Origin of the sequence: Ancrocorticia populi, assembly GCF_003123745.1 — a bacterium.
In the GTDB taxonomy this organism is placed as follows: Bacteria; Actinomycetota; Actinomycetes; order Actinomycetales; family Actinomycetaceae; genus Ancrocorticia; species Ancrocorticia populi.
Map to the genome: position 1 here is coordinate 66,277 of NZ_QETB01000003.1, position 13,738 is coordinate 80,014.

Annotated in this window: 15 protein-coding genes; 2 read left to right on the forward strand and 13 right to left on the reverse strand. The window is 58.2% G+C overall.

What is annotated here, in order from left to right; translation table 11 throughout:
* Window positions 1–28 precede the first annotated feature (28 nt).
* Both DD236_RS05795 and DD236_RS05800 read left to right on the forward strand, forming a co-directional pair.
* Window positions 29–955 carry a FecCD family ABC transporter permease gene (locus DD236_RS05795; protein ID WP_207785704.1) on the forward strand — a complete coding sequence of 309 codons (927 nt, stop codon included), beginning with the start codon at window positions 29–31 and terminating at the stop codon, window positions 953–955.
* Window positions 955–1,719 carry an ABC transporter ATP-binding protein gene (locus tag DD236_RS05800; protein WP_109093447.1) on the forward strand — a complete coding sequence of 255 codons (765 nt, stop codon included), beginning with the start codon at window positions 955–957 and terminating at the stop codon, window positions 1,717–1,719. Before DD236_RS05795 ends, DD236_RS05800 begins: the two co-directional genes overlap by 1 nt.
* Here the strand turns inward: DD236_RS05800 and DD236_RS05805 are convergent.
* The 13 genes from DD236_RS05805 to fmt all read right to left on the reverse strand — a co-directional run bounded on the left by DD236_RS05805 (window position 1,716) and on the right by fmt (window position 13,732).
* Window positions 1,716–2,537, reverse strand: coding sequence for an aldo/keto reductase (locus DD236_RS05805; protein ID WP_109093448.1), 822 nt, complete (start codon window positions 2,535–2,537; stop codon window positions 1,716–1,718). The genes DD236_RS05800 and DD236_RS05805 overlap by 4 nt on opposite strands.
* Window positions 2,538–2,563: 26 nt before the next feature.
* Entirely contained in the window at window positions 2,564–4,054 is a 1,491-nt protein-coding gene (gene putP / locus DD236_RS05810) for a sodium/proline symporter PutP (protein WP_109093449.1), read from the reverse strand.
* Window positions 4,055–4,068: 14 nt separating this feature from the next.
* The gene (gene ddaH, locus DD236_RS05815; protein WP_109093450.1) at window positions 4,069–4,839 is read right to left on the reverse strand and encodes a dimethylargininase; all 771 of its coding nucleotides are present in this window, start codon (window positions 4,837–4,839) and stop codon (window positions 4,069–4,071) included.
* Between the two features lie 13 nt (window positions 4,840–4,852).
* The gene (locus DD236_RS05820) at window positions 4,853–6,328 is read right to left on the reverse strand and encodes an amino acid permease (protein WP_207785705.1); all 1,476 of its coding nucleotides are present in this window, start codon (window positions 6,326–6,328) and stop codon (window positions 4,853–4,855) included.
* A 103-nt stretch (window positions 6,329–6,431) separates the two neighbouring features.
* The gene (gene ppk2 / locus DD236_RS05825) at window positions 6,432–7,283 is read right to left on the reverse strand and encodes a polyphosphate kinase 2 (protein ID WP_109093451.1); all 852 of its coding nucleotides are present in this window, start codon (window positions 7,281–7,283) and stop codon (window positions 6,432–6,434) included.
* An 87-nt stretch (window positions 7,284–7,370) separates the two neighbouring features.
* Complete coding sequence (locus tag DD236_RS05830) at window positions 7,371–7,601, reverse strand: PGPGW domain-containing protein (protein WP_165819839.1); 231 nt, start codon at window positions 7,599–7,601, stop codon at window positions 7,371–7,373.
* A 64-nt stretch (window positions 7,602–7,665) separates the two neighbouring features.
* On the reverse strand, window positions 7,666–8,646 hold the full coding sequence (locus DD236_RS05835) for a S41 family peptidase (RefSeq protein ID WP_109093453.1): 981 nt from the start codon (window positions 8,644–8,646) through the stop codon (window positions 7,666–7,668).
* Window positions 8,647–8,844: 198 nt separating this feature from the next.
* Complete coding sequence (locus DD236_RS05840) at window positions 8,845–9,096, reverse strand: hypothetical protein (RefSeq protein ID WP_109093454.1); 252 nt, start codon at window positions 9,094–9,096, stop codon at window positions 8,845–8,847.
* Window positions 9,093–9,329: an addiction module protein gene (locus tag DD236_RS05845; protein WP_109093455.1), complete on the reverse strand. Its 237-nt coding sequence runs from the start codon at window positions 9,327–9,329 to the stop codon at window positions 9,093–9,095. Before DD236_RS05845 ends, DD236_RS05840 begins: the two co-directional genes overlap by 4 nt.
* Window positions 9,330–9,418: 89 nt before the next feature.
* Window positions 9,419–10,636, reverse strand: a complete 1,218-nt coding sequence (locus tag DD236_RS05850; protein WP_109093456.1) for an MFS transporter — start codon at window positions 10,634–10,636, stop codon at window positions 9,419–9,421.
* Window positions 10,637–10,746: 110 nt separating this feature from the next.
* Window positions 10,747–11,406: a ribulose-phosphate 3-epimerase gene (rpe, locus tag DD236_RS05855; RefSeq protein WP_109093457.1), complete on the reverse strand. Its 660-nt coding sequence runs from the start codon at window positions 11,404–11,406 to the stop codon at window positions 10,747–10,749.
* Window positions 11,403–12,821 (reverse strand): transcription antitermination factor NusB, encoded by a 1,419-nt coding sequence (locus DD236_RS05860; RefSeq protein ID WP_109093458.1) that lies wholly within the window; start codon window positions 12,819–12,821, stop codon window positions 11,403–11,405. Before DD236_RS05860 ends, rpe begins: the two co-directional genes overlap by 4 nt.
* On the reverse strand, window positions 12,821–13,732 hold the full coding sequence (gene fmt, locus DD236_RS05865) for a methionyl-tRNA formyltransferase (protein ID WP_109093459.1): 912 nt from the start codon (window positions 13,730–13,732) through the stop codon (window positions 12,821–12,823). The genes DD236_RS05860 and fmt overlap by 1 nt, the downstream gene beginning before the upstream one ends.
* Window positions 13,733–13,738 lie beyond the last annotated feature (6 nt).

A 13,738-nucleotide genomic window follows, 5' to 3' on the forward strand; every position in this document is an offset into this window, starting at 1 on the left:
TACGGCGATAGTCTTTACCATCTTGGTGGTGTTGCTCCTCGGGTCGGTTCTGTTCGGGATAGGCTCAGGCTCAGTCTCGCTCTCTCCTACTCAGGTGATTGATGGCTTGTTCGGAGGCGCAGAGCAGCGGGTGGTCTGGGACCTGAGGTTGCCGCGAGTGATCCTCGGTGGGCTTGTGGGAATGTCGCTCGCAGTATCGGGCCTGATCCTGCAAGCCGTCATGATGAACCCTTTGGCGGATCCCGGGATTATCGGTATCTCCTCCGGAGCCGGCCTGTTCGGCATTGTCATTCTCCTCGCCTTCCCCGCGCTCTACACCTCCGTACCTATTTTCGCCTTTTGTGGCGCAATGCTGGCCGCAATCGTGATCTACGCGCTCGCGTGGCGCGGTGGAATCCAACCCATGCGAGTAATCCTCGCGGGCGTGGCCGTTTCGGCGTTGTGCGGAGCAGGCATCTCCGCCGTCATGGTTTTCTTCTCCGATCGGGTACAGGGTGCCCTCCTGTTCATGAATGGAAGCCTCTCGATGCGCGGTTGGAGCGAGGTTCGCCTCCTCTTGCCCTACGCCCTAATCGGCGTGCTTGCCGCCCTCGTATGTTCCCGACGCCTGAATCTTATTGTTTTGGGCGACGACGTCGCACGATCCATGGGCATGAACGTTCAAGCGAACCGGCTCTTTCTCACCGCAATCGCGGCGATGCTCGCTGCTGGCGCTGTGTCTACTGTTGGCCTCCTCGGATTCGTGGGGCTGATTGTTCCCCACCTTGTAAGGCTCATCCTCGGTAACAACCACACACTGCTGGTGCCGGCAACGGCACTTTGTGGGGCCGGACTGGTCATCTTCTCGGATACCATCGCGCGCACTCTCTTTAGTCCCACCGAGATTCCGGTGGGTATCTGCATGGCGATCCTTGGAGTACCCTTCTTCCTTTATTTCCTGCGGAAGGCGATGTAATGCTCCAGGCACGCGATATCCGCTTGACACTCGGAAGACGGGAAATCCTGCACGGAGTGAGTGCGGACTTTGAGACTGGCCGAATCCACGCCATTCTCGGGCCGAATGGCTGCGGGAAAACCACACTGATCCGGGCCCTCACCGGCGCGTCAAAGCCCGATTCAGGCGAAGTCAAGCTAGACGGAATGCCTGTTGTCAGGATGCGCCCACGCGATATCGCACGAAAGATTGCGGTGTTGTGGCAGGCCAGCCCTGCCCCCGAGGGAATCACGGTGGCCCGGTTGGTCTCCTACGGCCGCTATTCTTACGCCACGTGGCGCGGCATGAACCTTGCCCCTGTTGACGATGCTCTTGAGAAGGCGGGCGTGGCGCATCTGGCGGATCGTCGGGTTTCCACTCTATCGGGCGGCGAACGCCAACGCGTCTGGTTGGCAACCGCCCTTGCACAGGAGCCTGAGATCCTCATCTTGGATGAGCCAACCACATATCTGGATATCGCTCATCAGAGCGATATCTTGGACTTGGTTCGTACCCTGAACGCGCAAGGCGGACTCACAGTCATCATGGTTCTGCACGATTTGACGCAAGCTGCCCGTTACGCCCACAAGTGTCTGGTTATGCGAGAGGGCCTGATCCAACGGGTGGGACCGCCGGATCAGGCCCTCTCACGTCAAGCGATTGCTGAGGACTTCAGTGTGGATGCGTGGATCACCAGAGACCCGTCAACCGGTGCCCCAGTGATCGCTCCGCGAGGCCGCGCCTAGAACTCTTCGTATACGGCAGGGTCCTGATCGTTGATACGCCCATCGGGTCGGCCGAGTGCCGTGATAGCCTCTATCTCCGCGGGCTCTAGCGTGAGGTCCAGTGAGGCGAGATTCTCGGCCTGGCGCTCAGGTGAAAATGCCTTCGGAATGGCTAGAACGTCGCGGGCAGTGTGCCAAGCGAGAACAACTTGCCCGGGAGTCGCATCGTGCGCGGAAGCGATCTTGGTGATTACTGGATCCTGAAGCAGATCGCCGCGGCGAAGTGGGCTCCACGCCTCAGTGATAATCCCGTTGGCGTGACCGTAGGCGAGCTGTTCTACCTGAGGAAGGTACGGGTGGAGCTCGACTTGGTTCACCTCGGGAACCACGCCGGTTTCCTTCTTCAGCTCCTCCAGGTGCTCAGGCAGGAAGTTACAGACGCCGATGTGACGGATAAGCCCGCGCTCCTTGGCATCGATCATCGCCTGCCACGCCTCCACGTACTTCCCAACACGTGGATTCGGCCAATGAATGAGGTATAGGTCTAGGTAGTCAAAGCCGGTGCGGTACAGGGACTCCTCGATCGTTACCGTCGCATCGTCATAAGCCTGATGGCGCCCCGGAAGCTTCGAGGTGTAAATGATGTTCTCGCGCGCGGCCCCGGAGCGGCGAACGCCCTCGGCCACCGTAGCCTCGTTTTCATAGTTGAAGGCCGAATCGAGCAGGGTATATCCACGATCAATCGCGGCAGCCACCGAATCGGCGCCCTCGTTTCCCTTGAGCTTGTAAGTTCCAAACCCAATTGTTGGAAGTTGAAGGCCATCGTGAGCAATGTGCATTGTCTCTCCTTCCACGGTTCTCGAGTTTACTTGAATGAGGCAACCATGTCCTTGCTGGCAGAGAACTCGGTATCGATTTCCGCATTCGGCTTATAGGTGGCCAGGCTGACGGCGATCGCCACGACTAGGTGGACAACAAAGGCGGGAAGTAGCTCGTACAGCGGCGTATCCAGTGCGGACCATACGAACACGGTCACCGCGCCGGAGATCATGCCTGCTAGCGCCCCGGGAACAGTGAGCTTCCGCCAGTAGAGGCTGAGCAGGATAACCGGACCGAATGAGGCACCGAAGCCTGCCCACGCGAAGCTCACCAGCCCGAGAATCGTATCGTTTGGGTTGATCGCCATCGCCATGGCGATCAGTGCAACAACCAGCACGGCAGAGCGGCCAAGCAGTACGAGGGTCCGTTCAGACGGTGGAGTCTTCTTCATGACGCGATACAGATCTTCAACCAACGCCGAGGAACACACGATCAGCTGGCTCGAGAATGTACTCATGATCGCAGCGAGCACCGCCGCCAGCACTAAGCCTGCGATAAACGGATGGAGAAGAATAGTGGACATACGCAGAATCACGGTTTCTGAGTTTGCCAGTTCCTCCCCGCGTTGAGCGAAGAATGCGATACCGATTAGGCCGGAAAGCACCGCGCCGCCGAGCGAGATAAACTGCCAGGTGATCCCGATGCGCCGAGCGCTCTTCGCCTCACCGGAATTCCTCAACGCCATGAACCGCACAACGATATGAGGCTGGCCAAAGTACCCAAATCCCCATGATAGACCCGAAATGATAATGAATGCTGCTGCTCCACCGGTGAACTGCCCTGAGCCGATCAAGGAGAGATTACCGGGCTGGAGTTCCTGAACCTCAGTGGCGGTCTCGCCAACACCACCCACGGCCAAAACCGCGGCAATCGGCACCACCATGAGCGCAATCACCAGCATGAGCCCCTGCGCCACGTCAGTGAAAGATGCCCCGAGAAACCCACCAAACAACGTATAAATGAGGGTCACCGCCACAACTAGAAGCATGCCCCACATGTAGTCCATTCCAAAGGATTCCTCGAAGAACACGCCTCCAGCAACCATCCCAGAGGACACATAGATTGTGAAGAACACGAGGACTATAACGGCGGAAACGATCCGAAGCGCGTGAGACTTGTCCTTCAGCCTGTTCTCAAAGTAGCTAGGCACAGTGATGGAGTTGTTTGATACCTCCGTGTAGGCACGCAATCGTGGCGCAACGATCCTCCAGTTGAGGTAAGCACCAAGCAAAAGCCCGATCGCGATCCAGCCTTCAATGAGCCCCGTAGCATAGATGGCGCCAGGCAGGCCCATGATTAGCCATCCGGACATATCGGACGCGCCAGCACTGAGTGCGGCAACCCACGGAGGGAGGTCGCGCCCACCCAACATATAATCCTCGTGATCCTCCGTTCGTTTGAAGGCACGGTATCCAATCAGCAATAGGCCGGCGAAGTAAATGAAGAGGGCTAGATACAGGTAGATCTGATCGGGCATATCTGGTGGTGTCCTTACGCTAGGTCCCGAATTCGGACGGAAAGGCACGTAACGCAGCCTTCCAGCTTCTCGAACTCGGTGATCGGAACAGTGGTGACAGTGTAACCGAGGCTTTCAAGAAGTGCAGTAGTTTCGGGAGCGGAAGCAGACATCAGTACATGGGTCTCAGATAGGCATACCACGGCGGTGCCATGCGGCTCAGGGACAGGAATGAAGCGATCGAAGATGCTCGGGTTATCCACAAAGTCCGGGTATCCGATAACAGTTCCGTCGGGAAGCGCCGTTACCGCCGTTTTCAGATGCAAGGCCTTTGTAACCGGCACGCCCACCACCTTCGCGCCCAAAGGAGTCAGGATGGCGCGGAGCTGCCGGATACCCTCACCGTTGGTTCGCCCGCCACGCCCAACATACACGGTGTTCCCCACTTTGAGAATGTCGCCGCCATCAAGGGTGCCCGGTGCCTGGATCTGGTTGAGAGAGCAGCCAAGTTGGCCAGCTACTTCGCGTGTGCTGGCTACTTCGCCGCGCCGGATCTCCGCCCCTGGATAAGACGATACGGCAACGTTCTTGAACATCACCACGGAATCCTCGATGAACACACCGTCGGGACACTCATCCACTGACGCCACCTGGCGGGTTTCCCACCCGGCCTCATGCAGGGCTTTCACGTAACCTTCCCATTGAGACAACGCGAGTGGAACGTCAACGGGTACGCGTTCGATGTGGTCCACAATCCCATCGTTCAGGTTAGGGCTAGGCTTGCGGACGAGTGCAATCTTTGACATTTCTTTCCTATTCTTAAACTTGGTCACCAGTGAGGTTTTCGGCTTGCGCCTGTAATCGCGCCAATTCGGAGTGTTTCCTGCTCCACAGGAAATAGAAGACCAAGGCCACGCTAATCCACCCAACAAAGGCCTGAAGGGTAAGTGCGTGGAGGCCGGAGATCACGTAGATGCAGGCAGCCACGGACAGGATCGGTGTTACCGGGTAACCCGGCACTCTGAAGCCACGGTGCATGTCCGGAGCCGTGCGGCGCAGCACCATCACGCCAATTGACACTAGTGCGAAGGCGCTGAGTGTGCCGATACTCGTCAAGTCCGCCAAGATGCCTAGGGGCAACAGGCCCGCCAAAATTGCCACAGCCCCAGAGACTATAAACGTATTGACGAGTGGGATCGAACGCTTGGGTGAAACCTTCGCGAACACCGGCGGGACAAGTCCGTCGCGACCCATTGAGTAGAGAATACGCGTTTGGCCGTACATGCAGATTAGCGTGACGGAGAAGATGGAGATCACGGCGCCAACAGCGAGGAGCGTTCCGGGCCATGTGGATCCCACAACGCCCTGAACGATTGTAGCCAAACTTGCCTTCTGTCCCTCGAAATCCTCCGCTGATTGAGCACCCAGTGCAGCAAATGCCACCACAACGTACACCAGCGTTACGATGCCGAGTGCCAGGATCAGCGCGCGTGGAATAGTCTTCTTCGGATCCTTAACCTCATCACCGGTGGTTGCCACTGCGTCTAAACCGATAAACGAGAAGAATAGTGAACCGGCCGCGATAGAGATGCCGTGCATGCCTTCGGGAGCGAAGTTGGCGAAATGATCAGCGTTGAAGCCAGTTAGCGCAATGGCAGCAAAGACCCCGAGAACCCCTATCTTGATGAAGACCATGATGGCATTTGCTCGTGCTGATTCCGATGCGCCCCGCAAAAGCAGGAGCATGCACAACACAACCAGGATGACGGCTGGCAGGTTGATAATGCCCCCGGCATCGGGCGCTGCGGAAAGGGCATCCGGAAATTGGATTCCGAAAAGATTGTTCAATAAGAGATTTAGGTACTCGGACCACCCCACGGCCACCGCGGCCGCAGACACGCCATACTCCAGTATCAGGCAGGCACCTACCGCAAAAGCGGCAAGTTCCCCCATAGTTGCGTATGTATACGAGTAGGAAGAGCCAGATGACGGGATTGTTGAAGCCAACTCCGCATAACACAGCACCGTGAGCCCGGCCACCGCAGCCGCGATAAGGAACGAAACCAAGACACCGGGCCCAGCCTCAGGCACCGCCTCGGAGAGAATGAAGAAGATTCCGGTCCCAACCGTGCCGCCTACGCCTATCATCGTGAGCTGCATGGTGGACATGGACCGCTTGAGCGAATGTGTATCGTCCCGCTCCACTTCCATCTGGTGAATGGAGTCCGGGCATCCTTCCGTGGTAACACCAGCCGGCATACGCCTCCGGGTGAGTTGGCTGCCTAGTCCGCCCATAAGGAGCTCCTTGTCCGATGCGTACTAACTATGCACAATACTCAATAATTATGCACTGAATGTCGCTAGCAGAATGATCCGTTCACCTGATGGACGGCCCCGCTTACACTTCCTCAGGAGTTGCCCCCAACCCTTCGTCCTCGCGGTCCACATACTTCTCAACTGTCTCCTCCACAGCAAGTGAACCCGCATAGTCCGGCACCTCTTGCTGCAGGCTGCGCGACGTCCGCTGATAACCGGTGGACTTGGGCCTTTTCGGGAACTTCAGCTCGGGCCGCTCGATATGCTCGTAGGGAATCTGAGAGAGCAGATGATGAATCATATTGATACGCGCCTTGCGCTTGTCCTCGGATTCCACCACGTGCCACGGTGCCTCGTGGATGTCCGTGTGCACAAACATCTCGTCTTTAGCGCGCGAATAATCCTCCCACCTAGTGATTGACTCAAGATCCGTGGGTGAGAGCTTCCAGCGCCGCATGGGATCGGTGAGCCGCGACTTGAAGCGCTTGAGCTGCTCCTTATCGGACACAGAGAACCAATACTTCAGGAGAATAATTCCATCTTCTACCAGCATCCGTTCGAAGATCGGCGCCTGTGCCAAGAACCTACGATGCTCTTCGGGCGTGCAGTAGCCCATCACGCGCTCTACTCCCCCACGGTTGTACCACGAGCGGTCAAAGAGCCGGATCTCGCCAGCCGCCGGAAGATGCTCGACGTACTTCTGGAAGTACCACTGCGTTCGCTGCCGCTCTGTCGGCGCTGGCAGAGCAACCACGCGCGCGATACGGGGATTGAGGTACTCGGTGATCCGCTTAATGGCGCCGCCCTTACCGGCCGCATCACGCCCTTCGAAAATCACGACCACCCGCGCGCCTGTGGCTTTCACCCATTCCTGCATCTCTACGAGTTCAGCTTGGAGCCGCTGAAGTTCGGCTTCGTAGAGATCCTTGTTCATCTTTGGAGTCTTCTTTTTCTTCGCCATGGGCCCAGACTAGCGGAGAAGTGTGAAGTGGGCCACGAGTTTTTTTGAACGACGACGACCCTACTGCCCTCGGTGCCGCCTTATGAACTCCTTGCATCGATCCAATTGACGGAAGCCCCATTCCTTCACGCGGGCAGCACCTTCGAACTCAGTCGCGAGGATGGCGAAACCGCCCAACACGATGAGCGTGCCGGGACCCGGTAAGGGCATGAGGATTACGCCAAGTACCACGACTCCGCCGCCGATCAACCCAATAACCAGGCGCCGCGAATTCTTCCATATGATTGCCACGCTCATGAGAATAGAACGGTCGCTTGCATCTTGGAAGGGTTTTCAGGGATGAATCAGGGTCTTTTCAGGGGCAGCCCTCGTCAGACAGCCACTCGACAGCGACGTCAAACGTCAGACTTGGGCTCGAAGCGACATCCGGCTCCAGTGGTACCCCTTCGGTATTGTTTCCTGAACGGTCAGCATACGTGGCTTCTGTTAAGACGATTTGTGCGCCGTCCGCAAGTGTATAAACAGAATTCGCTGAACTATATCCCGCACTGGCTTCACCAAAGGTTCTTACCTTTGGCAGGTCCTTGAACGCGAGCAGCACGGCTTCGCCGCTAGATGCAGTGTCCTTATCTTGTAACACAGCAATGGGGGTGTCGATAACCTTCTTGACGTCGGGGCCCTCCGAGAGAACCTCACCGTTCAAGGCCGTTGCCGCACCGTCGATTGCCACTGAGGAGGACTGACCGTCCGACGTCACAAACGCCATGGCAGGGCCGTTCGGTAACAACGGAGAAACGGCGGCAAGCATAGGCCACATATTCCCGCCACGGTTACCACGCAGATCCACAACCCAACCACAGGTCTGTGCAGAGGCATTATCGATACCAAATGCGGCCTCATTCACGTACGCTGTTTCTTCCTCTGCCGACGCCGAGGAAATCATCGGTATTGAAACTACCGTGACCCCGGTATTGGTGGTCACCTTCGGAAGCTCGAAGCGTTCGGCACTCTGGTTTTGAAACTCGAGAGCTTTCTCTGGTGTCTGAAACGACGAGTGCTTGCCACCTGCAACTCTAGTGGCCTCTATGAGAGGTACATAGAGTTCTTCGATAGATTCTGCTTCTGAAACGGAATCGAGGACATTGGCTTTGGCATTATCCCAGTCCTCACCTTGTGCATAGTATCCGTTTGCGAGAATAGCTAACGCATCCTCAGCATAATCCGAGGGAGAGGATGGCCTATGCGATATCCACAAAGAGCCCAATCCGGCAAACACCAGCAGTAGTAGGAGTGCCACAACAGTGTTCGCCTTAGCCCGACAGATACGCTTGCCCATTGGTGCCTCCCAACGCTGCAGTAGCCAACTTCCGGCCTTCAATAGCCAAACTCTTTACAGAAGCCTCAAATCTGTAAACACCTTAGAACGGAAACGAGACACCCATCTGGTTGAATCGCTGCCTTCTAGTCAGGTTTCGACCCGGTCGCGCCAATAGCTAGGCCGCCGCCGCTGGTGCGCATAAGCCAAGATAAAGATTCAGGAATCATGCTCGATCGAGTAAACAACCCGGTACGGGTAGCCGCGAACGTTCTTACTGCGGATGACGGTTCCATCTTCGCCGATCATTAACGACGGTGCAGCACTTGGCCACTGTGAAATGCTCTTACGCGCTTCAGCGGTACGATCGATGAATCTAAGGCCGACACCAGATTCTTGTTCCTCGTACCAACCAACGGCGGCATCGAACTCAGCAACCGCCTCAGGATGCTCGCGCTGTGACGGCTTCATGTGCCGAGAGAAGCCCGAAGACGAGCAAAGTGCTCATCCGCATCAATAAGTTCAACCGTTCCTGAGCGCAGCTCATCGAGTCGCTTGGCGACTTCGATGCGCCATGTATCATCAACGCCATCAGCGTTACCGGAATCGTGGATGCTTGCAAGTAAGGTGTTCGCGACAAGCGCGCGTTGGTCAACATCCAGTGCGAGAGCCTCGCGAATCAGTGTTGCAGTATCCGGTTCCATATCCGAATTCTACCTGAGCTAAGGCGATACTTACAGAATCGAGCGTCTAGGAGATAAGCTTTGGGCAACATGGACACGCCGAATAGCGGTCAAGCGAGGGTCTTTTCAGGGGTAGCCCGTACCCGACGTTTCGTGCCAGCAATGCGCAGCGCCACGCCTATCACGACGATGATAAGGGCTGCCACACCGGCGAACATGTACGAGTAACCGGCGCCGCTTAGCGCGAGCTTGCCGCCCACGCTGGACCCGATCGAAATTCCGATGGTGATTGCCGATTGCATTGACGTCATGGCCACAGCCGTTCCACCGCGCGGGGCGAGCTTCTCAGTAACTCCGAATGCCGTCACCATCGTGGGCCCAACAAAGAGTCCCGTGAGGAGCAGTGCGGCAGCCGTGAAGAGAAGGGAGTGAGTGGCCGTCGTCGTTACTAAAATAAAGAGCGTCATACCCAGTCCGCCAACGAAGACGCGGGAGGAAATTCTAACGGAATCCGGGATGGCCACAGCCATAAGAGCCATGAAGGCCGAGCCCACGCCCATCACCGCGTAGACGAGCCCCGCAACAGAGGGTGAACCCAGCTCGAGCGCACGCTCCGTGGTGCCGGTCTGAACCGAACCGAAGAACATACCGATGCAGAACATCACGCCTATGGCGGGAGCAACCGCCCAGAGGATTCTCATGATCGATGGGCGTTCGGCATCTTCCTGCGGCTGATCAATGGGCGCGGGCGCCGTGAGGGCAAAGGGAACTCCCGCCAGAAGCACAAGCACCGCGGCAAGAATTAGGGGTGCCACCGGGACCGCAGCGGAGGCCGCGATCCCCACAAGGGCCGGGCCGAGCACGAACACCATCTCGTCCACGGTGGATTCGTAGGAGAGCGCAGTATTAAGCTCACGCTGGTTCTTGACCACCGTGACCCAACGGGTCCTAGTGAAGGAGCCGATCGGCAGGGAGGTGCCGCCCGCGAGGATGCAGGACAGCCAAAGGAGCGGGCCGTCGTTGCCCGTTGCGCTCGTGTATACGAGCAAGGCCAGTGCCGCAGCGTTGATTGGGGTGAGGAGGCTCAGGACGAACCTCTGCCCTTGATGATCTGCCCAGCGGCCAATGAGTGGGGAGGCAATCGCTAGGGCGATGGAGACAAATGCTGTTGCGAGGCCGCCTGTGGCCACGCTTGTGGTCGATGCCGTTACGGCTGTCATCGTACCAAGGGGAATCATGGCGTATGGTGCGCGTGCGGCAACTGCTAAGGCCATGGCCGATCCACTAGAAATCTGTGGAAGGACTTTGTATTGGGCGAGAATGCTCATTTCTCTATGCTCTCAAATGGACTCCCCGCAAGGATTCTGCATTATGCAGAAGCAGGCGGGGTCTCGTCCATTATAGGTGAGACTCCGCCTGCTACCGATGTGAGCTTCGACTACAAGTGAGCATCGGCGAGGCGGCGTAGCTCAGCAATTTCGGCCACAGCGTCCTCCGCCTTGAATACGGCGGAACCAGCTACGAAGTTGTTGGCTCCTGCCTCCGCGGCGCGCTCGATGGTTTCACGAGAGACTCCACCATCCACCTGAATCCACAGGTCTAGGCCCGCATCCTCGATCGCCTTCCGAGTGCGCTGAATCTTCGGCAGCGTGAGGTCAAGGAACTTCTGGCCCCCGAATCCTGGCTCCACGGTCATGACAAGGATCTGATCAAATTCGGGCAGGAGATCAATGTAGGGTTCAATCGGCGTGCCCGGACGCAGCGCGAGGCTGGCGCGTACTCCCATGGCGTGAAGCTCGCGGGCCAGCTTCACCGGGGCCATCGCGGCCTCGGCGTGGAACGTGACCGATGCGAATCCGAGTTCTGCGTATGCGGGCGCCCAGCGATCCGGCTGCTCAATCATAAGGTGTGCGTCGCACGGGACGGATGAGTTGGCAACTGCTGCCTCGGCGATGGGCAGGCCAAGGGCGAGATTCGGGACAAAGTGATTGTCCATGATGTCAATGTGGGCGTAATCCGCGGTCGCGATCTTGTCCATTTCGTCAGCGAGATGGCCAAAATCGCAGTTGAGGATCGAGGGCGAAATCAGTGCAGTCATGACGCCATCTTACTCACCATGGCAATGAACATCGCATCACTTTGCTCCGTGTCCGGCCAGAGCTGCATCATGCCTTGGTGACTATCTACAGGCCGCAACGCCACCTGTGCCACGGTTGGAGCTGGATCAATGAGGCTCGCCTGCGGGTTCCCGTCGAGGAAGGCTTGGACCACACCGCGAGTTTCTGCCAACGCCGGGGTACACGTGGAATACAGGAGGATTCCGCCCGGGCGCAGCGCCTTAAACGCTGAAGTAAGGAGCTGGGTTTGGAGTCGGGTCAGCTCCAAGATGTCTTCCGGATGTTTGTTCCACCTGGATTCGGGACGCCTGCGTAGCGAGCCCAACCCGCTACACGGCGCATCTACCAGAACACGGTCGTAGGCGTTCGGTTCCTCCTCGCCGATCGATTCGCCCGTGCCGAGGCGTAGATCCACGAGATCGGCGAACGGATCCACCGCGTTGGCAACTAGGTCTAGCCGGTGTTCATGCGGCTCATTGGCATGGATGCGCGCGCCCCGCTCGAGTGCGTAGGACGCTAACGTGGCCGTCTTGCCACCGGGACCAGCGCACATATCCAGCCACAGGTTGTCACTGCCTGACAGCGGTGCTTCGGCTAGGAGCGCGGCGATCAGCTGAGAGCCCTCGTCTTGCACGCCCGCGGCGCCACTTTGGATCATGCGTAGCTGATGCGGGTCACCAGATTCGAGCAGCAGAGCGTTCGGCATGAGCGCCGGCTGGGCGTATTCGAGGCCTTCGCTAACTAGGGCGCGGCGAAGCTGGCGCTTCGTAACATCACGGGGAACTAGCGCGACTTTGGGCGGTGTGTTGTTAGCGGCCAGAATGCTCTCAACGTCTGAGGCCATGCGCCCGTTGGCCTCCAGAGACCTTTCGAACTCCTCGACTATCCAGCGTGGGTGCGAATGCCACATTGCCAAGAACTCTGCCTGCGTGGCGGCGCTCTTGTGTAGGATCTCCTCCCATTGGCCCGCCTTTTCATCCACTCGGCGCAGTACGGCGTTCACGAAACCGCCTCTGTTCTGGCTGAGTTCGTTGCGCGTGAGTGTCACCATCTCGTAGAGGGCGGCGTGAGGTGGCGTCTCCAGCTCCAGAAGCTGGTGGGCGCCCAGACGGAGGATGTCGAGCAACTCGGGATCAATGTCCGAGAGCTCACGGCCCTGAGTGCAACGCGAGATGATCGCGTCCCAGCGGCCCTGTAGGCGCAGGGTGCCATACGCCAGATTCGTGGCGAATGCGGCGTCACGGCCCGAGAGGCGTGCCTTCCTTAGAAGCTGGGGCAGGATCAGGTTCGCGTACGCGCCGTCCTCATGCACCGCGCGGAGCACATCGTATGCCACGAGGCGGGAGGGATCCGATTGATCACGCCGAGGGCGCCAACTTGAATTGCGTGTATCCATTAAGCCTTCTCCTCAAAACGTGTCCCGGGTGTTAGGCGCGCACCTCGGAGCCAATCGCGGGCGTCCATCGTCCGCTTGCCAGCTGGCGCAACTGTGCCAAGACGAACTGCGTGACTGCCGGTACCCACGAAACCATCACGGATTTCCCCCGGCGCGAGGTCTGTGACATCGGGAGCGAGCGAGACAGGACCAACTTTCACGCGGGCACCCTCGAGTGCCGTCCATGGCCCTGGCTCTGGGGTGTGGGCACGGATTTGCCGGTCAATCGCAACCGCTGGATGACTCCACGCGATTTGGGCATCCGCCGGATGAATCATGTGGGCGAAGGTGGCATCGCCGTCTTGAGGCTGCGCGATGGCGGCTCCCGATTCCAATAGAGCGAAAGTGCGCGAAAGAAGCTCGGCACCAGATTCGGCGAGTCGGCCCAAAAGCTCCCCTGACGTATCGTCGGAATGAATCTCTTCGGTGAGCGCGCCGTAAACCGGGCCAGTGTCTAGTCCTTCTTCGATCCTGAAGGTAGAGGCCCCGGTGATGTTATCTCCATGCCAGATCGCGTACTGGACGGGGGCTGCACCGCGCCATGCAGGAAGAAGCGAGAAATGGAGGTTGATCCACGGGGTGTCGAGGAGTGCTCTAGGAACGATCAGACCGTAAGCCACCACTGCGACGGCGTCTGCATCCAACTCGCGTATTTGTGTTTGAACCTCAGGGTCTTTGAGAGTTCGCGGCGTGAGGACTGGTAATCCAAGGGATTCGGCGGCATCGTGCACGGCGGATTGAACTAGCTTGTGTTTGCGGCCAGCACGGGCGGGGGCTCGCGTGAGGACGGCCGCGACATCGTGGCCATCCGCGACGAGTCGGCGCAGTGAGGGTACGGCTGTTTCAGGGGTTCCAGCAAAGAGAATTCGCACCCGACT

Bases quoted from the DNA above. Each gene is read 5' to 3' on its own strand.
- DD236_RS05840 (WP_109093454.1), bottom strand. From the start codon at position 9,096: ATGAAGCCGTCACAGCGCGAGCATCCTGAGGCGGTTGCTGAGTTCGAT.
- DD236_RS05845 (WP_109093455.1), bottom strand. From the start codon at position 9,329: ATGGAACCGGATACTGCAACACTGATTCGCGAGGCTCTCGCACTGGAT.
- putP (WP_109093449.1), bottom strand. From the start codon at position 4,054: ATGCCCGATCAGATCTACCTGTATCTAGCCCTCTTCATTTACTTCGCC.
- ddaH (WP_109093450.1), bottom strand. From the start codon at position 4,839: ATGTCAAAGATTGCACTCGTCCGCAAGCCTAGCCCTAACCTGAACGAT.
- rpe (WP_109093457.1), bottom strand. From the start codon at position 11,406: ATGACTGCACTGATTTCGCCCTCGATCCTCAACTGCGATTTTGGCCAT.
- DD236_RS05800 (WP_109093447.1), top strand. From the start codon at position 955: ATGCTCCAGGCACGCGATATCCGCTTGACACTCGGAAGACGGGAAATC.
- DD236_RS05850 (WP_109093456.1), bottom strand. From the start codon at position 10,636: ATGAGCATTCTCGCCCAATACAAAGTCCTTCCACAGATTTCTAGTGGA.
- DD236_RS05805 (WP_109093448.1), bottom strand. From the start codon at position 2,537: ATGCACATTGCTCACGATGGCCTTCAACTTCCAACAATTGGGTTTGGA.
- DD236_RS05835 (WP_109093453.1), bottom strand. From the start codon at position 8,646: ATGGGCAAGCGTATCTGTCGGGCTAAGGCGAACACTGTTGTGGCACTC.
- DD236_RS05820 (WP_207785705.1), bottom strand. From the start codon at position 6,328: ATGGGCGGACTAGGCAGCCAACTCACCCGGAGGCGTATGCCGGCTGGT.
- DD236_RS05860 (WP_109093458.1), bottom strand. From the start codon at position 12,821: ATGGATACACGCAATTCAAGTTGGCGCCCTCGGCGTGATCAATCGGAT.
- ppk2 (WP_109093451.1), bottom strand. From the start codon at position 7,283: ATGAACAAGGATCTCTACGAAGCCGAACTTCAGCGGCTCCAAGCTGAA.